This window comes from Gracilibacillus sp. D59, from assembly GCF_052246695.1.
In the GTDB taxonomy this organism is placed as follows: Bacteria; Bacillota; Bacilli; order Bacillales; family Amphibacillaceae; genus Gracilibacillus.
Genome location: NZ_JBQQCK010000008.1, coordinates 171,217 through 191,934, shown reverse-complemented (window position 1 = coordinate 191,934; position 20,718 = coordinate 171,217). Strand labels below are relative to the sequence as shown.

General features: G+C 35.6%; 20 protein-coding genes and 1 other annotated feature. Of the genes, 11 read left to right on the top strand and 9 right to left on the bottom strand.

Annotated features, from left to right (window positions below; translation table 11 throughout):
• Positions 1-170 precede the first annotated feature (170 nt).
• On the bottom strand, positions 171-752 hold the full coding sequence (locus tag ACTWP4_RS14865) for a CYTH domain-containing protein (RefSeq protein ID WP_443129565.1): 582 nt from the start codon (positions 750-752) through the stop codon (positions 171-173).
• A gap of 140 nt (positions 753-892) precedes the next feature.
• Between ACTWP4_RS14865 and ACTWP4_RS14860 the strand changes: the two genes are divergently transcribed.
• From ACTWP4_RS14860 to metG, 5 genes are all read left to right on the top strand, one after another.
• Complete coding sequence (locus ACTWP4_RS14860) at positions 893-1,519, top strand: GTP pyrophosphokinase (protein ID WP_443129564.1); 627 nt, start codon at positions 893-895, stop codon at positions 1,517-1,519.
• A gap of 14 nt (positions 1,520-1,533) precedes the next feature.
• Positions 1,534-2,340 (top strand): NAD kinase, encoded by an 807-nt coding sequence (locus tag ACTWP4_RS14855; RefSeq protein ID WP_443129563.1) that lies wholly within the window; start codon positions 1,534-1,536, stop codon positions 2,338-2,340.
• A 19-nt stretch (positions 2,341-2,359) separates the two neighbouring features.
• The gene (locus ACTWP4_RS14850) at positions 2,360-3,262 is read left to right on the top strand and encodes an RluA family pseudouridine synthase (protein ID WP_443129562.1); all 903 of its coding nucleotides are present in this window, start codon (positions 2,360-2,362) and stop codon (positions 3,260-3,262) included.
• Positions 3,263-3,519: 257 nt separating this feature from the next.
• The gene (locus ACTWP4_RS14845; protein ID WP_443129561.1) at positions 3,520-4,467 is read left to right on the top strand and encodes an LCP family glycopolymer transferase; all 948 of its coding nucleotides are present in this window, start codon (positions 3,520-3,522) and stop codon (positions 4,465-4,467) included.
• 143 nt (positions 4,468-4,610) lie between these two features.
• Positions 4,611-4,874 (top strand) — a binding site (T-box leader).
• A 130-nt stretch (positions 4,875-5,004) separates the two neighbouring features.
• A complete protein-coding gene (metG, locus tag ACTWP4_RS14840; RefSeq protein WP_443129560.1) occupies positions 5,005-6,642 on the top strand; it encodes a methionine--tRNA ligase in 1,638 nt (545 codons plus the stop codon).
• Positions 6,643-6,829: 187 nt separating this feature from the next.
• Here metG and prpE read toward each other — a convergent pair whose 3' ends face one another.
• Together prpE and ACTWP4_RS14830 are read right to left on the bottom strand one after the other, a co-directional pair.
• On the bottom strand, positions 6,830-7,564 hold the full coding sequence (gene prpE / locus ACTWP4_RS14835) for a bis(5'-nucleosyl)-tetraphosphatase PrpE (protein WP_443129559.1): 735 nt from the start codon (positions 7,562-7,564) through the stop codon (positions 6,830-6,832).
• 379 nt (positions 7,565-7,943) lie between these two features.
• Positions 7,944-9,134, bottom strand: a complete 1,191-nt coding sequence (locus ACTWP4_RS14830) for an FtsW/RodA/SpoVE family cell cycle protein (protein WP_443129558.1) — start codon at positions 9,132-9,134, stop codon at positions 7,944-7,946.
• 215 nt (positions 9,135-9,349) lie between these two features.
• Between ACTWP4_RS14830 and mgtE the strand changes: the two genes are divergently transcribed.
• The 3 genes from mgtE (at position 9,350) to ACTWP4_RS14815 (ending at position 13,224) form a co-directional block, all read left to right on the top strand.
• Positions 9,350-10,714, top strand: coding sequence for a magnesium transporter (mgtE, locus tag ACTWP4_RS14825; protein WP_443129557.1), 1,365 nt, complete (start codon positions 9,350-9,352; stop codon positions 10,712-10,714).
• Positions 10,715-10,735: 21 nt separating this feature from the next.
• Positions 10,736-12,583, top strand: a complete 1,848-nt coding sequence (locus ACTWP4_RS14820; RefSeq protein ID WP_443129556.1) for a monovalent cation:proton antiporter family protein — start codon at positions 10,736-10,738, stop codon at positions 12,581-12,583.
• Between the two features lie 245 nt (positions 12,584-12,828).
• A complete protein-coding gene (locus tag ACTWP4_RS14815) occupies positions 12,829-13,224 on the top strand; it encodes a thiol-disulfide oxidoreductase DCC family protein (RefSeq protein WP_443129555.1) in 396 nt (131 codons plus the stop codon).
• Between the two features lie 34 nt (positions 13,225-13,258).
• On the opposite strand, the gene ACTWP4_RS14810 is transcribed toward ACTWP4_RS14815, so the two are convergent.
• Together ACTWP4_RS14810 and ACTWP4_RS14805 are read right to left on the bottom strand one after the other, a co-directional pair.
• Entirely contained in the window at positions 13,259-14,797 is a 1,539-nt protein-coding gene (locus ACTWP4_RS14810) for a glycine betaine uptake BCCT transporter (protein ID WP_443129554.1), read from the bottom strand.
• 200 nt (positions 14,798-14,997) lie between these two features.
• Positions 14,998-15,495: a CotY/CotZ family spore coat protein gene (locus ACTWP4_RS14805; RefSeq protein ID WP_443129553.1), complete on the bottom strand. Its 498-nt coding sequence runs from the start codon at positions 15,493-15,495 to the stop codon at positions 14,998-15,000.
• Positions 15,496-15,671: 176 nt separating this feature from the next.
• Between ACTWP4_RS14805 and ACTWP4_RS14800 the strand changes: the two genes are divergently transcribed.
• The 3 genes from ACTWP4_RS14800 to ACTWP4_RS14790 all read left to right on the top strand — a co-directional run bounded on the left by ACTWP4_RS14800 (position 15,672) and on the right by ACTWP4_RS14790 (position 17,331).
• The gene (locus tag ACTWP4_RS14800) at positions 15,672-16,070 is read left to right on the top strand and encodes a CotO family spore coat protein (RefSeq protein WP_443129552.1); all 399 of its coding nucleotides are present in this window, start codon (positions 15,672-15,674) and stop codon (positions 16,068-16,070) included.
• Positions 16,071-16,168: 98 nt separating this feature from the next.
• A complete protein-coding gene (locus ACTWP4_RS14795; RefSeq protein ID WP_443129551.1) occupies positions 16,169-16,390 on the top strand; it encodes a hypothetical protein in 222 nt (73 codons plus the stop codon).
• 662 nt (positions 16,391-17,052) lie between these two features.
• Entirely contained in the window at positions 17,053-17,331 is a 279-nt protein-coding gene (locus ACTWP4_RS14790; RefSeq protein WP_443129550.1) for a hypothetical protein, read from the top strand.
• A 211-nt stretch (positions 17,332-17,542) separates the two neighbouring features.
• On the opposite strand, the gene ACTWP4_RS14785 is transcribed toward ACTWP4_RS14790, so the two are convergent.
• The 4 genes from ACTWP4_RS14785 to ACTWP4_RS14770 form a co-directional block, all read right to left on the bottom strand.
• Entirely contained in the window at positions 17,543-18,217 is a 675-nt protein-coding gene (locus ACTWP4_RS14785) for a DUF421 domain-containing protein (RefSeq protein ID WP_443129549.1), read from the bottom strand.
• A gap of 105 nt (positions 18,218-18,322) precedes the next feature.
• Positions 18,323-18,766: a GNAT family N-acetyltransferase gene (locus ACTWP4_RS14780; protein WP_443129548.1), complete on the bottom strand. Its 444-nt coding sequence runs from the start codon at positions 18,764-18,766 to the stop codon at positions 18,323-18,325.
• A gap of 11 nt (positions 18,767-18,777) precedes the next feature.
• Positions 18,778-19,494, bottom strand: coding sequence for an alpha/beta hydrolase (locus ACTWP4_RS14775; RefSeq protein ID WP_443129547.1), 717 nt, complete (start codon positions 19,492-19,494; stop codon positions 18,778-18,780).
• 53 nt (positions 19,495-19,547) lie between these two features.
• The gene (locus ACTWP4_RS14770; protein ID WP_443129546.1) at positions 19,548-20,717 is read right to left on the bottom strand and encodes a cation:proton antiporter; all 1,170 of its coding nucleotides are present in this window, start codon (positions 20,715-20,717) and stop codon (positions 19,548-19,550) included.
• Position 20,718 lies beyond the last annotated feature (1 nt).

Sequence of the window (20,718 nt, the reverse complement as noted above, 5' to 3'; positions counted from 1 at the left end):
TCATTTCATGTTACTAAATAATTCTCTCTTTATGTTACTATATTGTAACAGTGTTTACATAGAACAAGCAACTTATGTGTTTTGGTAGTTTAATCCTTTGAACAGAACGCATTCAACTGTTATTGAACAGTAAAATAGAAAAAGTCTCATATTTAAAATGAAAGCGCTATCTACAGTTCTAGTGTATGATAAAATCGTTCAATTTTATTCGCCGTTCTTCTCTTGGGAATTTGATGAGTAGATAAAAGCTCTTGAAAAACTGCTATACCATGTTGCTCATCTTCCGCTTCTAATTCTAATTCATAGTCTGTAATACCGTTATAATGGCTCTGGTCAAGGACAACGGTTGTGCTATCATAATTACATTCCTTTCGATATGTCTCCAACATTCCACCGTATTTTAAGTCTTGAATATTAATACGTAGAGCATGTAGAGCTTCCGTTATCTCATCCTTTGAAATAATATGCCCGTTGATCCATTGTTGTGCCTCATCTGTTGTTATATCACAATGCGTTTCTAATAAACCAGCACCATTTTGATTTGGTTGTTTTAGAGTTAGTTGAAATTGGTTGTTTTTTTCTCTGATCCGAAGTGCAGCATGATGCTGTTTCAATTGAAAATCGACCGTTTCAAAATAGTGGTTTTTCTGTTCTATCTTCGTCAGTTCATATGAACTAAAATGTTTCACTAATTGTTGATACTCATCTTTAGTTAGTAGGTTTTTAAATTCAATCTCAATTTCTTGTGACATTCACTTCACCCTTTCATGCTACTATATTTTGAAGGATTTCTAACAAAAAAGCAAAAATAATGAAAATGGCAAAGATTACTTCTTTATCAAGATATATGATAAAATAAATTCAGATAATGTTAACATAGGTGGTGCAAGGCATGAATTGGAAAAACTTCTTGGCACCTTATGCACAGGTGGTTGAAGAATTAAAGGTTAAACTCAAAGGAATGCGATCTCAATTTGAATTTGAGTCCAGTCACTCACCGATTGAATTTGTGACGGCCAGAGTTAAACCTGTATCAAGTATTAAAGACAAGATGAAACGTAAAAACATACATATTGATAATATAGAAGAGGAAGTGCAAGATATTGCAGGTGTTCGTGTAGTTTGTCAATTTGTCGATGATATCTATGATATTGTGGAGCGATTGAAATCACGGAATGATTTTGAGGTAATAGAAGAGCGGGATTATATTAATCATAAAAAGGAAAGTGGTTACCGTTCCTATCACTTAATTATCTCCTATCCAGTGGAAACGATTCATGGGGAACGAAAAATTATTGCGGAGATTCAGATTCGCACTTTAGCAATGAATTTTTGGGCGACAAATGAGCATTCGCTTAATTATAAATATGAAGGCCGAATTCCTGAAAAGGTAAGGACAAGACTAAAACGTGCAGCAGAGGCAGCGTTCAAATTAGATGAAGAAATGGCAAAAGTAAAAGACGAAATCCAAGAAGCACAACGAATTTTCAAAACAAATAAAGAGAACAATGACAAGTAATGGAGGGTAATGACATGCGCTTTGCAATCCTGTCAAGAAGTGACAATAAATCAGAAGTGATTAAATCGAGGATGAAGCAGTATTTAGCAGATTTTTCACTTGTAAATGATGAAGAGGAGCCAGAGCTTGTTATTTCTGTCGGAGGAGATGGCACGTTTTTAGAAGCTTTCCATACCTATAAACACCGATTAAAGGATACCGCCTTTATAGGGGTTCACACCGGTCATTTAGGTTTTTATGCTGATTGGGTACCGGAGGAAGTGGAGAAGTTAATTATTGAAATTGCGAAGAAACCTTTTGAAGTGGTGGAATATCCACTATTAGATATAAAAATTCATCCAGTAGATAGTGATCAATATAAGCAATTTGTGGCATTAAATGAAGCTTCGGTAAAATCATCAGAAGGAACAGTTGCAATGGATGTTCATATTAAAGGAGCGCATTTTGAACGGTTTCGTGGTGATGGATTGTGTGTATCGACACCATCTGGGAGCACTGCATATAATAAGGCGTTAGGGGGAGCAATCCTCCATCCCTCGCTTAATGCTTTACAAATAACAGAAATGGCGTCGATAAATAATCGTGTCTATCGTACAATCGGTTCACCTTTAATCTTACCGAAACATCATGTATGTGAACTGTTACCCCTATATCACGACAGAAATTTTTTAATTACAGTTGACCATCATACCGAAATGTACGACAATATTGACCGCATAGAATGTCGTGTCTCCGATGAAAAAATCCGTTTTGCCAGATTTAGAGCCTTTCCGTTTTGGAAAAGGGTACACGACTCCTTCATCTCTGATGAAAGAACATAATAAACTGTAGGTGGATATATTGAAGTGGAAAGTAAATAAGCAGTACGACGGCTTATTATTAAGAGAATATTTATTACAAGTTAGAGGAATATCACGCAGAATTTTAACTGCGATTAAATTTGAGGGTGGTAAACTGTTAGTCAATAATAGTAACGTAACCGTCCGTCATCAACTTTCGGAGAGTGATGTTGTTGAGGTGGTTTTTCCACCAGAGAAAAGAAGTGAGTTATTAGTTCCAGAACCAATACCGATTGATATAGTATACGAAGATGACGATGTTTTAGTGTTGAACAAAGCACCACATATGGCAACTATTCCGTCTTATCATCATCCAAGTCACACGCTAGCCAATGGAATTATTTATCATTATAATCAGCAGCATATTCCTTATACAGTTCATGTAGTAACAAGATTGGACCGTGATACATCTGGCTTATTATTAATTGCCAAACATCGTTACAGTCATTCGATTCTTTTTCAGGATCAGCACAATGCAACAGTAAATAGACGGTATCAAGCGATCGTTGCTGGTCAGCTTACAGAGAAAAAAGGGGTGCTGGCTTATCCGATTGATAGAGCTCCAAATTCGATTATTGAAAGAATGGTATCCTCTACCGGTAAAAAAGCTGTTACGCATTATCAAGTAAAAGAAGAGCTGGAGGATACTTCGTTGGTAGAGATTAGACTAGAAACAGGAAGAACGCATCAAATCCGGGTTCATTTCTCTTCGATTGGTCATCCTTTAATTGGTGATAGTTTATACGATGGGGATACGACGAAACTGCAACGACAAGCATTACACTGTCATAAGCTTGCTTTTAATCACCCACTCACAAAGGAACGAATGGAATTTGAAATTCCGCTTGCAGATGATTTAGAAGAAGTCTGGCAGCAGTGTAAATTAGCTAAACATAAAGGATAATATTTTATAGATTAACTCTTTATTCGCCACCTGAAGTATAGGTTGTGCTCTTAAAAAGGTAAAAATTCATACCAGGGCTAGAAAAAAAAGAAAGGTTTGGGCAATACCAATCCTTTCTTTTTTATTTGTCATTATATGTTAAATCAACAAACAAATTATCAATAATTGAAACTATTAATAGGGGAAACTCGTCTATTTAAAAGGAGAATACTAATATAACTTTCAGTGAGGGCTTTAATTACAAAAGGAGTGCTACAATGTCAAAAGAAAACAGGAAAGAAAAGAATAAAAAAGGACTATGGTGGAAAATTCTATTAGGTATCGTAATGGTTGCTGTTGTATCAGCTATTGTTTATACTTTATCCATTTATAATACTGCAAAAAACACAGTGGAGACTGAAATACACAGTCCTACTAAGTCGATAGATACAGCTGTTGGAAAAGAAAAAGTAGAAGATGCCGAACGATTGAATATTCTTTTGTTAGGTGTTGATGAACGAAAAGGTGATAAAGGTAGATCTGATGCATTGCTTATGTTATCCCTTAATCCAAAAACAAAAAGTATTGATTTAGTTAGTATCCCTAGAGATACTAGAACAGAAATCATCGGTAAAGGAGTTAAAGATAAAATTAATCACGCCTATGCCTTTGGTGGAACGGATATGTCTGTTGCAACAGTAGAAAATTTTCTTGATATCGAATTAGATTACTATGTAAAGGTAAATATGGAAGGCTTGGCTGAGTTAGTTGATACTGTTGGTGGTATTACTGTTCAAAATAAAACTGATTGGTATGACGAGGGCTATTATAAAAAAGGGTATCATTACGCAAAAGGAGAACTTCAGTTAAATGGTGCGCAGACAATTGGTTATGTGAGAATGAGACACTTTGATAGTGACTTTGCTAGAACTGGACGACAGAGACAAGTAATCGAGGCAATCATTGATCAAGGTGCAAGTGTCGCATCTGTAACTAAGATTAATAGTTTTATTAATGTACTAGGTAATAATGTAACAACTAATTTGGATTTTGAAGACATGAAAAACTTGATGAAAAATTACCGTAATACTCGAAACAACATCAATAGTTATCAAATGAAAGGTGAAGGAACATATATTGAAAATTCACGAGGTCAAGATATTTACTATCTGGTTGTTCCTGATGAAGAAGTATCCAAGGTTCATGACATGCTTAAGAAATCTTAAGTTAGGTGCAGGGGAAAAGTAGGATTATGTTTAAAAATTACAATTCATGAGCAAATTATAGACATATTTAAAAATGAATATAAATGTTGTATTAATCTATAAAAGATGTAATAATAAGGTAATAAGATAACCGAGTAATAACAATAAAAGCAATGATGAGAAGAGTAAATCAACTTTATTCATTTACAGAGAGCTTCGATAGCTGAAAAGAAGCATTGAATTCTTGATTGAAAATGGTCTCTGAGCTGCATAACTGAACTCATAATGGAGTAAGGTTGTGACGAGATTTGGCACTCGTTATAAATGTCAGAGTATAAGAACATATATTGTTCCGTACTTATTGAGGCTAATTATGTAAGTAATTAGTGAATTAAGGTGGTAACACGGGTTTAAACCTCGTCCTTAGACAAACGTTTTTGTCTTAGGGCGAGGTTTTTTAATGATTAAAAAGTACAAAGTTAAAACATCTGCTTAGAAGCTAGGCGACTTCCTCTTAGAGGGCGCTCTGCACTATTTAAATTAAAAGGAGGAAGGAAAATGAATGTACTAATTGGAGGGGCTTGGCCGTATGCAAATGGATCATTGCATTTAGGTCATATTTCAAGCCTATTATCAGGAGATACTTTAGCTCGGTATTATAGAATGAAAGGAGATAACGTACTTTATGTTTCTGGAAGTGATTGTAATGGAACTCCAATTACAATTAGAGCGAAGCAAGAAGGGATAACACCTGTAGAATTAGCTAATAAATATCACAATGAGTTTAATGAATGCTTTGATAAGCTTGGTTTCACATATGATTGTTATACGCGCACGGACTCAGAATACCATCATAGGATCGTTCAAGAAATATTTTTAAGTTTATTGAATAACGACAAAATCTATAAAAAAGAAATTGAGCAGGCATATTGTATAACTTGTGAACAGTTTTTACCAGACCGTTTTGTAGAGGGTCGTTGTCCGAATTGTGGTAAGGATGCACGAGGGGATCAATGTGACCATTGTTCCAAAATTTTAGACCCATTAGACCTTCATGAGAAGCAATGTAAGATATGTGGTGATCTTCCCACTACCAGAAACACAGAACACTTCTATTTCAAATTGAGTACCTTTCAAGAAAAGTTAGAAGAATATGTAGCAAACGCAAAAAATAAGGGCTTATGGCGTGAAAATGCGATTAAATTAACAGAGCGATATTTAAAAGAAGGTTTGCATGATCGTGCAGTTTCAAGAGATTTATCAAATGGTGTTTCAGTACCTGTACTTGGTTATGAGGACAAGAAGGTTTATGTATGGATTGAAGCTGTTTCAGGATATTATTCAGCTACTAAAAAGTGGGCTGAAGCAAATAATAAAAATGATAATAGTTTTTGGAGAAAAGATACAAAGTCGTATTATATACACGGGAAGGATAATATTCCATTTCATTCAATCATTTGGCCATCAGTCTTGCTAGGGATTAAGGAACAAGGCTTACCTACTCATATCGTTTCAAATGAGTATTTAACAGTTGAGAAGAAAAAGCTCTCGACAAGTAAAAACTGGGCGGTGTGGGTGCCAGATATAATTGAACAATATCATCCTGATTCTATTCGATACTTCTTAACTATAAATGCCCCTGAAAATAGAGATTCTGATTTTTCATGGAGAGAGTTTGTTTACAGTCACAATAGTGAATTACTAGGTGCTTACGGAAATTTTGTGAATAGAACGTTAAAATTTATAGAAAAATCTTTTAAAGGAGTGAAACCAGATGGAAAAATTGATAAACAAATAAAGAAGGAAGTTCAAAAGCTTTACCCCAAAGTAGGGATACTGATCGAAGAGACACATTTTAAACAAGCTTTAGATGACCTGTTTGAATTTATAAGAAGTGCAAATAAATATTTTGATATGCAACAACCATGGATTCAAGTGAGAGAGTCACCTGAGCTTAGCAAAAATACATTGGCTACTTGCGTATATATCATTGCGAATTTAGCTCAGCTATTAAGTCCTTTTCTACCTTTTTCAAGTGGGGAAATAAAAGAAATCTTAGGAATACCAGCATTTCATTGGAAGCCAATTGAGAGATATTCAACCACTTTCAAAAACGTTAAACCCTTATTTGAAAGAATAGACGTTTCTACTATTGATAGCGAGGTAGAAAAATTAAAAGAACAATCTTCATTATAGAGAATGGTTAGAAAATACACTTCTTTCCTAAAGGCATAATTGAAAATCAGCTGTACCTTACATTCCATAGCAAAGCCTCAGCCTCTCAAAGAGCAAAAAGTGCTCATCTTGAGAGGCTGAGGCTCAAAGATAAAGAATAAAACTTAGTAGCATACACTTTTATATTTAATTTTTCGAAATTGTTTCTTTAATACCGGAACTTTTCTTCTACAAATGGCATGGTGGATTGGACACTGACTATTTCTTCTTCTGGTAAGCGGAAGGCTGTCAGTTTATTGCCAAATACACAACCAGTATCAATGTTAACTGTTTGATTCACAAACCTTGATTCTAAAACCGGTGTATGTCCGTAAACAATCCACCTGTCCCCATGATAATCCTGAGCCCAATCTCTACGTACCGGTCTGCCATCAGCATGTTTTTCCCCGGTGATATCTCCATATAGGACAAATGTTTTTACCTTCTTATCATGCCTTCCTATATATTTTTCAGGAATTCCTGCATGTGCGATCACTGCATCTAACTTATTAATGACATGATATAAAGGAGACTCTTCATAAAGTGTCATCATCATCTGTTTTACTTCCTCTTTTTCATGTTTAGACAACTGCTCATATTCTGCTACCGTTGTTTCCAATCCATGTTGTTGTTTCACATTATTACCGAGAAAATAACGGTACAATTTGTCACAGTGATTACCTGGAACATAATAGCCGATTTTCTGTGTAACAACTACTTGATAGACAAAACGAATGACATCGAGGGAACGTGGTCCTCGATCTGTTAAATCTCCTACAAAAGCGAGCTGTCTTTCTTCAGGGTGATGGATTTGGTCATTTTCCCATTGATAACCTAAATCATCAAGCAGTGTCTGCAACTCTTGATAGCATCCATGAATATCACCTATAATATCTAGTTTCATCAAAATAACTCCTATCCGCTTGGTTTAGGTAAGAAACATATACCCGATGGTATCAAAGTATTTTGGTATCCTATTCACGTTTGAAATGTGTAATAAATAAAGAGATAGTTGACTAGTCATGTTGTTTATCTGGTGTTAATCGTCCGTAAAACCCCCACTTCAAGATTCGAGTAAATCAAAGAAGATAAGTGGGGGATAACGGACGCTAACAACCTGAAGTTTTACTAGCCATCAGTAGGGGGCAATTACCCCCACTTGGGCAGCCGGAGTGGTGGTCAAACGGTCGATATATTTCATAATAGCTACTAATAGCAATCGCCACAGACCTACTTAGCATGTAGTTAAGGCGGGGCGGGTTTTGCCCAGTTTTTCTTATTTTCTATGATTCGTCAAACATATAGGTTTTTATACGATAATAGATACTGAGGACAATACCAATAGCAATCATATAGGTAAGTGTCGAACTCCCACCATAGCTGATAAACGGTAATGGTAAACCGGTAACAGGTAATAATTGAATCGACATCCCGATATTTTGAAATACTTGATAAGTAAACAAACCGATAATTCCGGTTACCATATAGCTGGCAAACGGATCATTACATCTTAATGCGATATAAATGAGCCGGTAAATAAGTAAAAAATAAATTAAAATTACTATACTGGAACCGAAAAATCCAAATTGCTCAGCGATAGCCGTAAATATATAATCAGTATGGTACTCCGGAACTTCATTTGCAGCTTGAATTCCACCAATTCCTTTTCCGGATAATTGTCCAGAACCAATAGCTAACATGGCTTTTATTGTCTGATAGGCCCCACCTTGACTGTATTGATCTGGAAATAACCATCCTTGGAAACGTTCCACTACGTGATCAAGATCATGGTCATAGAGGAATTGATTTACTTCTTCAGTATTTGTCAAATAGATGGTGATAGCAGATATAAAACAAATCAGAAATGTACCCAAAATAGTCAAAATAATGCGCCATTTAATACCGGAGACAAGAATCATACAAGAAGTAATGGAAATTAATACCAACACACCACCAAGGTCTGGTTGCTCAATCAAGAAATAAATTGGGATGAGAGTGAAGAACCCCAATTTACACAATAGCCATAGATCCATTTTTACGGTATGTTCTGGATATTTTTCGTTGTGTGCTACCATGATATGAGCCAGAAAAATGATCAGAAACACTTTCATAAATTCTGCAGGCTGTATACTTCCTATTCCCGGAAATTTAAACCAGCCCCATGCTCCGTTAACTTCATCAGCTATGCCAGGTGGAAAATGGAAATATAGCATAACAAGGGATATAATACCTATTCCATAGAGTAACCAGGAGACTTGTCTAAAGCGATCATAATCAAACATCATAATAACGGCAATGGCCATGGATCCAGCAATATACCAGATCATTTGTTTTAAGTACACATTTTCATATAAAGGGTTTTGCTCCAGATATGGATCTAATGTATATAAAGTAAAAATACTGATAATGGCAAGTAAAATAATAATTAATAGTAACGAGTAATCAAGTTTTGCATTTGAGTTTTTTTCCGACATAATATACTGAACCTTTCTTTCTTGAAAAATATAGTCTATTCCTAGTATAGTGTATAAATGGTTTTTTGAGAATAAAAACAATTGTTATTCCTTCATTATTGTAACATTTTCATTTGCTAAGAATGTGTAAAATTTGCGTTTTTTTTCACAAGATATGTTATTCTTTTAACATCCCGATTTAATGTATAAGTCAAAGTGAGATAGGGGGCGGAATAATGGAACATTTAGAGCAACATGAACGAATGGAAATGTGGGAAAAAATACAGAAAGCATTAATCGATGAAAAAATCGATCAATTTCGAGCGGAATTTCTAGAATTACATCCATATGATCAAGCAAAGATTTTCGAAGAACAAGATGACGATATCCGCTTTTTAATTTATTCCTACCTATCCCCGGAAGAAATGGCTGAAGTGATAGAACAAGTTGATCGAGACCTTGTTGCGGCATACATCATTGAGATGGTTCCAGCATTTGCAACTAAAATATTAGAACATATGTCTACGGATGATGCGGTAGATATTTTAAATGAATTAGATAAAAATAAAGTAGCAAGTTTCTTAACAATAATGGACAAGAAGTCTTCAGAGGAAATTAAAGAACTTCTTCATTATGAAGAGAAAACAGCAGGTAGTATTATGACAACAGAATTTGTCGTCATTAATACGAAGATGACTGTTAAAGATGCGATGAGGCATTTAAGAAAGGAAGCCCCTTCCGCCGAGACAATTTATTATATATATGTGGTCGATTCTTATAAAAAACTGGTCGGTGTCATTTCATTAAGGGACTTAATTATTGCAGAAGGTGATTGGCTCATCCAGGATGTAATGAGTGAACGTGTTGTTTCTGTACCAGTTGGAGAAGATCAAGAGGATATCGCACAAATGATGCGTGACTATGACTTTTTAGCTCTTCCTGTTGTCGACTTTCAAGATCATTTACTTGGAATTATTACTGTCGATGATATTATGGATGTTATGGAAGAGGAAGCAAGTGATGACTACTCCAAGTTGGCCGGTATCTCCGAGGTAGAACGAAGTGGAGACACTGCTCTTTCATCCGCTAAAAAAAGACTGCCATGGCTTGTTATTCTTTTATTCTTAGGTATGTTATCTGCCACTGTTATTGGTCGATTTGAAGCTACGCTAGAGCAAGTAGCCATTTTAGCGATTTTTATTCCATTAATTGCAGGTATGGCTGGTAACACGGGTACTCAGGCACTTGCTGTAGCTGTTAGAAGTATTTCAACCGGTGAAATGGAGAAGAAGGGTAAAGCTTCTGTCATTTGGCGAGAAGCAAAAACAGGTTTAATTACTGGATTATCTTGTGGAATTATTATTACAATATTGATTGCAATATGGCAGAGTAATATATTTTTAGGATTACTTGTAGGTATTTCGATTATGGCAACTTTATTTGTCGCAACAGTCTCAGGTGCATTCGTACCACTTGTTATGCACCGTTTTAATATTGACCCTGCTGTTGCATCTGGTCCATTTATTACAACATTAAATGACCTGATTTCAATATTTATTTATTTTGGTTTAGCAACAGCATTTATGAGCTTTTTAGTTTAGAGGGAAAGGAGTTGCTGTAATATGGAGCACGGTGAATCTGTAAGCTCACTAGTTATAGTCATTCTCGCAGCATTTTTAACGCCGATTCTATTACACCGATTCCGATTAAAAATGATTCCTGTAGTAGTGGCAGAGATCATTGTTGGTTTGATAATCGGTAATAGTGGCTTTAACCTTGTGGAAGAGAGCAATTGGCTAGAAACACTATCCACGTTAGGTTTTATCTTCCTAATGTTTTTAAGTGGATTAGAAATAGATTTCTCGATTTTTTCGAGTAAAAGACAACGCAAAAATAAAGAGACGAAAAAAATGCCCAATCCAGTCTTATTAGCAAGTCTCGTTTTTGTTGGCATTTTGATCTTGTCGTTTGTATTATCCTATCTGTTTGTACTGTTTGGATTTATTGACAATGTTTACTTAATGACGTTAATCATTTCTACGATTTCATTAGGGATTGTTGTTCCTACACTAAAAGAAGCACAGGCGATGCAGACAACCGTCGGCCAAACAATTTTATTAATTGCTGTCATTGCCGACCTTGTTACGATGATACTGTTAGCTGTATTTGTTTCCTTCTATGGTGAAGGATCGGGGAATATGTGGTTATTACTGATCCTATTTGGTGTCGGTGTATTATTGTATTTCGTTGGCAAGCATTTTCGTAATCAATCTTTTATCGAAACAATGTCTAAAGGTACGATTCAAATTGGGACAAGGGCAGTATTTACGTTAATCATTTTTCTTGTTGCCTTGTCTGAATCTGTTGGAGCAGAAAATATTCTTGGTGCCTTTTTAGCTGGTGCGTTAGTCTCGTTATTAGCGCCAAATCAAGAATTAGTACAAAAACTGGATAGCTTTGGTTATGGCTTTCTAATTCCGATTTTCTTTGTTATGGTCGGGGTGGAATTGGACTTATGGGCACTGTACGATGAACCCAAAGTATTGGCTTTGATTCCATTATTATTTATCGCCTTATTGGTTTCAAAAGTCATTCCAATAGCTATTTTAAAAAAATGGTATGATACCAAAACAGTGATTGCTGCTAGTATGCTATTGACATCTACATTATCTTTAGTGATTGCGGCTGCGACCATTGGAGAACGGTTAGAGATCATTTCAAGCGAAATGCATGGGGCTCTAATATTAGTTGCTGTTTTATCCTGTATTATTACTCCGTCATTTTTTAAAAAGTATTATGTGAATCATGAAGAAACAGATTATCAGCAATCCGTTTCTTTTATTGGTATCAATCAGGCTACCATTCCTGTAGTTAGAGAATTGGATACAAAAGAATTTGAGACACATTTATTCCATACACGGCAAGAAAAAATAGACGATAAACTAGGTCGATCCATTTTCGATATTAATGAACTTGAAAATTATGATCTGGAAACACTTAAAGATGCAGGTGTATTTGAACATGATATAGTTGTAGTAACTACTGGGGATGAATATAAAAATGAAGAAATTGCTACGTATGCGAAAGAATACGGAGTCGAAAGAGTTATTGCGCGAATTGAAATTCCAGTTATCGAAAAAAGACTTAAGGAAATTGGCGTTGATGTGTTCTCTGTATTACTGTCCTCCAAAACACTGTTGAAGGCATTAATTGAATCGCCAAATGTTGTGAACATCTTTACACAACAAGACAGTGCATTATACGAAATTAATATGAATAACGCTAATTATGATGGTACACTATTACGTGAATTTCCATTTACGGGTGATGTAATCATGGTTCGTATATTCCGTGGCAATGACTCGATTGTTCCTCATGGTGATACCGAATTGAAACTAAACGATCGCCTAGTTGTAACAGGATCAACAGAATACGTAGAAGAATTGCAACAAATATTAGAATATGTATAAAAACTCTATTGGAGCTGCTGTCATCATGAAGTGATTCCCAAAAGCTTAGAAAAAAATTCTATTAAGTAGTTTGTTGGGCAAGAATTCGATATTGTATCGGATTCTTGTCTTTTCATTTTGCTTTTAATATGTTCAGCCCAAACTATTGCCTAAAAGGATAAGATCTAAGCAATTCAAATAACTAAGTATTACCTTTTGTATCGACATGGATAATTCTGATATATTGTACAAAAGAGGTGCTATATATGAAAAGAATAATTTTATTTGATGGTATTTGTAATTTTTGTAGTAGCAGTGTTCAATTTATAATAAAACGAGATCCTAAATTCAAATTCCAATTCGCATCACTACAGAGTGAAATAGGTCAACAACTTTTAAAACAACAACAATTCTCCGAAAATATGGACAGCATAGTGCTTATTGAAAATGATCAAGTATATACAAAATCCACCGCTGCTTTACGTATTGCTAAAGAGCTTAAAGGAGCTTATCAATTCTTATCGATATTTCTCGTTATACCAAAGCCGGTTCGTGATATATTTTATAACATCCTTGCCAAAAATCGTTACCGCTGGTTCGGCAAAAAAGATCAATGTATGATCCCAAAAACAGAAGATAAACAACGTTTTTTGGACACATAAAAGGCTATCTCGTAAGGGAGATAGCCTTTTAATATTATGAATTTTCTCTTTTCTTTCTTTTCAATGTGTATAGACGTGCTTCTTCTTGGAATGCTTTAAACAGCGAGAAGATGACCATAATCATGATAATGGCAAACGGGAATGCTGCTATGATCGAGGCCGTTTGTAACGCCCCTAAGCCACCTTGCCACAATAATACAGCTGCCGTACCTGATTGAACAATCCCCCAAGCAACTTTAACCGGAACATCTGGATTCAAGTCACCATTTGTCGTTTGCATACCAAGGACAAAAGTTGCCGAGTCAGCTGATGTAATAAAGAATGTACTGATCAGTATTACAGCTAGTACCGACATAATTGTACTTAGTGGAAAGTTCTCTAAAACAGTAAATAATGCCGCTTCAGAGCCGGAATCTTTTATGATACTTAGAATATCTATATTTTGGTTCATTTCCAAGTGAATAGCTGATCCACCAAATACACTAAACCACAGTGCACCAAATAGGGTAGGCACTAACAAGACACCAACAACGAACTCTCTAACTGTACGGCCTCGGGATACACGTGCGATAAACATACCGACGAATGGTGCCCATGCAATCCACCATGCCCAGTAGAAAATAGTCCAATCTTCTAACCAGTTCGCATTATCTTCATTGAACGGTGCCATTCGGAAACTCATTTCTGGCAAATTCGAAATATAAGAACCTAAAGTTGTTGTGAAGAAATTCATAATGAAGTTCGTTGGACCAGTAAATAATAAGAAAAACATTAATAGAATCGCAACAACAATATTCGTTGTACTTAAAATTTTTATACCTTTATTCAAACCAGTTAATGCTGACAACATATATAAGACTGTTACAACTATAATAATTATGAGTTGTGTATTAAAGGTATTAGAAATATTATCTGAAATAAATTCTAAACCACTACCTATTTGTTGTGCACCAAGACCTAGTGAGGTAGCAACACCAAAAACAGTAGCAAATACTGCAATAACATTAATTAATGTTCCGTAACCACCGTTCATTCTGTCTCCGTAAAGTGGTTTCAATGTACTACTAATTAAACCGGGCTCGTCCTTCCTAAACTGAAAATAAGCTAATGCCAATGCTAAAGTGGCATAAACTGCCCATGGGTGAAAGCCCCAGTGAAAGAAACTATGCTGCATGGCAACACGTGCTGCCGCTGCCTCCGATCGTGTTGGGTATGGCGGTTCGTGTAGGTGCCATATTGGTTCTGCTGCACCCCAGAACACAAGACCGATACCCATACCAGCACTAAATAACATACCAAACCAAGTTAAGTAATTATATTCAGGCTTGTCTCCATCTTTTCCAAGTACTATATTTCCATATTTAGAGACAATTAAAAAGATCGCGAAAATTAAAAAAGCAGTTGTAACTAATAAATAAAACCAACCAAATCGTGTCACCAGAAAACCTTGAATAAGTGAGGTGACATGATCGAGGTTCCATTCAGGTAATGCTTTTTTAGGAATAATCCCCCAAACAATAAATAACAACGAAATAGCAAGAGAAATGTAAAATACCTTTGTAACCTTTTTCATCCTATCATCCTTTTCCAAAAAAATAATTTTGTGTATGAGTGCACAATATACTTTACCCTACCTTTGACAAAATATTCATCTTTTTTTACACAACGTGTCGGATTTTATCAGATATTCATGTGTAAATTCAAGTAATATGATAAATAATTAAATAAAAAAACTCTCCCAGTATTTTAACGCTGGAAGAGTATAACTGATCATTAAAGTACAGATACAGCTGGTAAACAAGTAATAGCGCAGAAACAATTTAAGTCTACTGTAATACAGATGCCAGTACGCTCTAAATCATCTACTTTCTCGTTGTCCAATTGCTCACAAGGATCGCCACAAGTTGTGTCATCGTTGTCAAATACTAATAGTTCTAATACTGCACAACAGTCATCATCCACTTCAGTTACACGGAAAATAAAACTGTTGAAGCAATCAAAACGAGCTGGCCCACCATTAGCATCAACTTCAGCTCCGAATCCTTTGAACGGTTTACCTTTTTTATCATATAAAATAAAAGGTACTGTATCTAAGCCGTTACCTCTTACAGGTGATACTAAATCTTGGATAGAACGTGAACAGCTCACATCACATTGTTGATCTAAAACGTTATCTTGTGCATCAGCAATCGCACGGACAACTTCGCAAACACAGTCCTTTCCACTTCCAATTCCTGCTACATCATCGTTACATCCTGAATTTCTTCCCATTACACTACACTCCTCTTCTGAAAAGATTTCGTTAACACTAATTAATCTATGATAGAAATGTCTATTCGTATAGACGAAAGCCTTGTTTTCTATAATTAGGTGTTGCTTTTTTTTTCACAAGTTATAGACGTTTGTCATATATATAATTATGCAATGTTATTAGGGAGGTAGTGAAGATGGACGCCATTAATGAAAAGCGCGAATTACCAAAGTTATATATTACGCAACCTGATTTGGATGAACCAAAGAGAACCATGCAGTCACATTATCATTCTGTTAGTACCTATGATGAGCCTCAGAATTCTCAAGATATACCGAATCAGTATTTCTCAAAGAAACAACTGGAAAATAAAAAGTTTAAAGAGATGACCATATTGGAAAAAGTAATCTATTTTGCTTCCATGCCTTTTCATGTTCCAAAGGTAAAATGCGAATTAATAACCGAACGAAAAAAATACATTGGACTGATTGAAGACTATCAAAACGAAATGGTAATTATAAAAGTGGCAAGTAAACCGAGACCCATATCTGTTCCTATGAATCAAATTAAAGAAATCAACATGGTCGGCTTTTAACATAGAGAGATAGGCACTATTCTTTACCTGTTGCATAAGATGTAATGATCATTTCAACCCAGTACATTTTGAGATAAAAGAATGAAGGAGTGAAGAACGTGTCAGATAAGAAGAAAGTGATTTATGTGAAAGATCTAGTTATCAAAGCAGAGAATGTTCGAATTGAACCAACTCGCCGTCATGATCCATTCTTTGGTCCACGTGGAGTGGAAGAGGAAGAAGAGGAATTGTTTGAGAAAGATGAAGTTGAAGAGGTTGCAGACGAACAAGACGATGATGACAAAGATAAAGACGAACGTCCACCATTTTCATGGCTCTAACAATAAAACAGATAGCTTTTTCGTGAGAAGCTATCTGTTTTAGTTATGTAAATTTATTTGTGCGCATAAAACATATACTACGTAGCAACTATTATGTTCCTTCCTCCCATCCTTTTGGAGATGAGTGCTACGATACGCTACGGCAAGATACTTCGCTTTCCACGGCCACAGCCTCCTCAGAAAACAAAGGGCGTTTTCTTGTGGGGTCTTCGGACACGTGCTGTTTCCGTAGGAGTCTAAGTATCTTGCCTCCGCTTAGCGTAGTCTTCTAGTTTTTGAAAAAAGTAAAACACAGGAATTGGTTTCAGAGTATTTCCACTTTAAAAAGATAGAATAATGTTATTAGCGCAGGCAGAATACGTAGACTCCAGTGGGAACAGCGCGAGCTGAAGATCCACTTGGTAAAGTGATTTTCTTTACCAAGTTAGCTGAAGCCGTGCCCATGGAAAGCGAAGTATTCTGCCGAAGCGGTATTTCAGCACTTACTATGGATAGAATGGAACAGAGCAAATCTGATTTTTCACTATTTCGCAGTTTGTATCTAGTGCGAATAAGGATCGAGCGAGTTATGCCATTTTTTTGTTTGACGGACAAAAGTAGGATTCATTTTCCGAAAATATGGGTATAGAATATTATAAAGGCATGAAAGGGGATGGGTGGTAATGGGATATATTATGCCGGTTGAGAATTATCAGTATCAACAATATCATAATCGTGTCACGCGTAAAGAACGTGACCCATTTCCAATTGAAAGGCTATACCCGATCCAATTTGGCATGCGTTATAAAGAGGAACGAACCAAGGAGGAACCTAAAAAAATAGTGATTCCTCAACAAAAGAAGAGAAATCATGAATATGTAACAGAACCAGAAAACCAAACAAAACATACGGTATATGCAGAAGTCACTGGAAAAGGTGGAAAGTTTGAAGCAACTGTATAGTGGAGCAATCCTCCTATAATGGGAGTACAAAAAAGCAGTTCAGTTTGGAGTACATTTTTAATATTATGTACTCCAAACTGAACTAGATGGTTCCCATTCCAGATATTTAGAATCCTTTTATCACGGTGCTAAGCCGCCCACTTCAAGCTTCAAGGATAACAGACGCTAACATCTTGCTTAACCATCAGGGGGTCAAAAAAACTCCACTAAATTAATATCCTTGAACATACAGATTCTTATCTTTTTCGTATTCAGCATAAAACACATCTTGCACAGAAGTAATTTCTTGTTTTTTTAGTTCCTCTTTTAACCAGCTTTCATCTTTACCGATTTCACGAAGACTATCCCAAATAATTTCACCATCATTAATAAGCATAAAGGGCAAGACAACTTGTTCCGGGGGGAGATGCAAGTCATTACGTGTAGGGGTTTGGTAGGCCGTTTTCTTCAATACGGATATGGTTCCATCTGTTTCGAGGATGGCATAATCCACTTGCCTAATGGAAAAAACATCTTTAGAGCGCAATAAGTGTAAAAGTTGATTCATATCGAGCTTTCCTTTTTTCATTTCTTCGCGTTGCAATTTCCCTTTATGAATAACAATCGATGGTCTGCCTTCTAGCATAGACCTTGTTTTCTTATACCGTTGTGTGATGATTTCAGTTAAATATAATAAAGCTCCCCACAATAGAACGGCAAAACCAATATCACTAATGCCCACTTCGTCATCATAAAGTGCATTCCCTACTAATTCCCCAAGAATAAGTGCTGAGATGAAATCAAATGCTGTGAGCTGTCTGATTTGTGTTTTTCCAAGCACTTTAGCTAAGATAAACAACATGACAAAACCAAACAATGTTTCAACAAAAATTGAGCCGTATTGCATCGTTGTTTCTCCTATCTTTATCATATTTTGTATTAGGATACACCAAAATATTAAAGTACATACATGAGAGAACCATTGTTAATAAGAAAAGCTAAAATGCATGATTCACATTTTAGCTTCCACTGTCAATATTGATTTTGTCATTGTCACATGGGGAATACCTGCATCCATAAATTTACCGGAAATCGTTTCATAACCAAGCGATTGATAAAATTTCTCTGCTTGTATTTGGGCATTTAGTTTTGATTTTTTCATTCCTTTTTCTTTTGCTTTGTCTTCCATATATAAAAGAATATCTTTGCCATAGCCTCTACCACGCTGTGATTTTAATACACAAATACGCTCCATCTTTGCATAACCGTCAACGAGCCGCATTCTGCTTGCTGCTACCGGTTCGTCATTATGATACCCAACAAAATGAAGCGCTTCTTGTTCCAAATCGTCTATTTCTAGTTCTTCAGGTACACCTTGTTCCTCCACAAAAACAATCGAACGAACTTTGTAGGCGTCTTGTAATTCTTTATCTGTCTTGACTACTTTTAATTCCATTTTCTATCTCCTTATCCTAACATCTTTATTAATATATCCTTTAAATCCTTTTGCCAAAATTTCCAAGTATGATTACCATTAAACTCATCATAATGATAAACATGTAATTTTCCTTCTAATTCATTATGTAAATGACGATTAGGTGTTAAGAAGTCAGCAGATTCACCGTTTGTCATCTGTACTTTGGTTTCTTCTTTTCCAATTGAATGATATATTTCAAGATTGGGAAATATAGTGGTTATTCGTGCTCTTTCCAAAACATCTCCATCTACATACGGTGATTGCATTATGACGGTATCAAATGTATGTGGGAATTGAGTTGCGATCATAAATGCTAAAGTTCCAGCTAGCGAATCTCCCATTAATATCCGCTTTACCGGTGTTATATGTAAATGATTCTCGACATAAGGAATCGCTTCTTTTACGAGAAAAGCGATATAGGTATCCTGTTGTTCACCACTTGGATGGTATTTTTCCCGTCGATCATGCTTATCTTGATAATGAATGCCAACAAAAATGGTCGGTTCAATTTCTATATTTTCATGTAGCTGATCACTTAAAGTGGCAACTCGTCCCATTCTGAAATAATCATCACCATCATTCATGATACATAATTGATAATCTTGAAAAGCTGTAAATCCTTCTGGAAGGTACCATTTTATCTCAATTTCTTCACGTAAATGTTTACTTTGAATAGTTACATCTTCCATTGTGCCATTACGTCCCACAGAAACTCCCCCCTTATCATAAAGTATTTTAACAGGATTTTTCTTTACATGCATTATTTTAACAACCATCGTGAGATTGGTGCCATGCTAAGACTTTGTATGGTTAGTGACAATAAAATAACGGTAAAGCTAACTCCAACAATCCAATCACTATTTATACCACTGGCACTTTTGGCGTATAAGGTCAGGACTAAAAATACAGACATAGAACCTTTTAATCCTGCCCATGATATTAACAGGTTGTAACGCCAGGAAAGGGGGGCGATTACCTTTGTTACAGCGTAGGTAATAACAAACCTTACGAAAATCATGAACAAAAAAATGATGATAGCATAAAGCCAGTAATTAAGTGATAAGTACTCGGTTATTTCAATCCCGATTACTAAAAACAATATCGCAAGTAAACTGTTTTCAACAATTTCCCAAAATCCGTCCAATGATTCTCGAAAATGATCTTCTTTAATTGCGCGACCATATTCAAATGAAATCATCATGCCGCTTGCAACAGTCGCTAAGACTCCAGAAACATGTAGAGCTTCAGCAATTAAGAAAGAACCATATGCCAAAATAATACTGAGCATAATTTGATAATTACGATAATGAGAATAGTGAACAATTTTGCTTACTAAATAACCACAAAAAAGCCCAATTGCAATTCCTCCTAATGAAATGAGCAGAAAGTCACCTAAAAATGCAGAAAAAGAAAATCCTTTTTCACGCGTGGCTATAGCAATTAAAGTTGTGAAAAGTACAATACTAGTTCCGTCATTCACCATCGATTCCCCTTCGACCATACTAGCTACCTCTTCGTTTCCGGTTGCTTTTTTGATTATGGATACAACTGAAACTGGGTCAGTAGGTGTCAGTATAGCGGCAACAACAAATGCTCCGGCTAAACTAATAGGGGAAATAACAGAAATCAAATAACCTAATAGCAGTACATTCAAAATGATTCCGATAGTTGCAAGGGATATAATTAAGTTAGCATTTTGACGGAAATCCTTTATGGGAAATTGGTAAGCCGATACAAATAGTACCGCTGGCAAAAAAATATGATAAATGGTATTCTCCGTTAGTTTTACCGATTCGAAAAAAGGAATAAAAGCTAGTCCGATTCCCAGTAATATTAATACGGATGGGACAGGAAAGTTTTCTTTCTTTGTATCAATCGTAAAAATGATATAACCAATAAAAAGTAAGATAACGATATGTTCAATTGACATT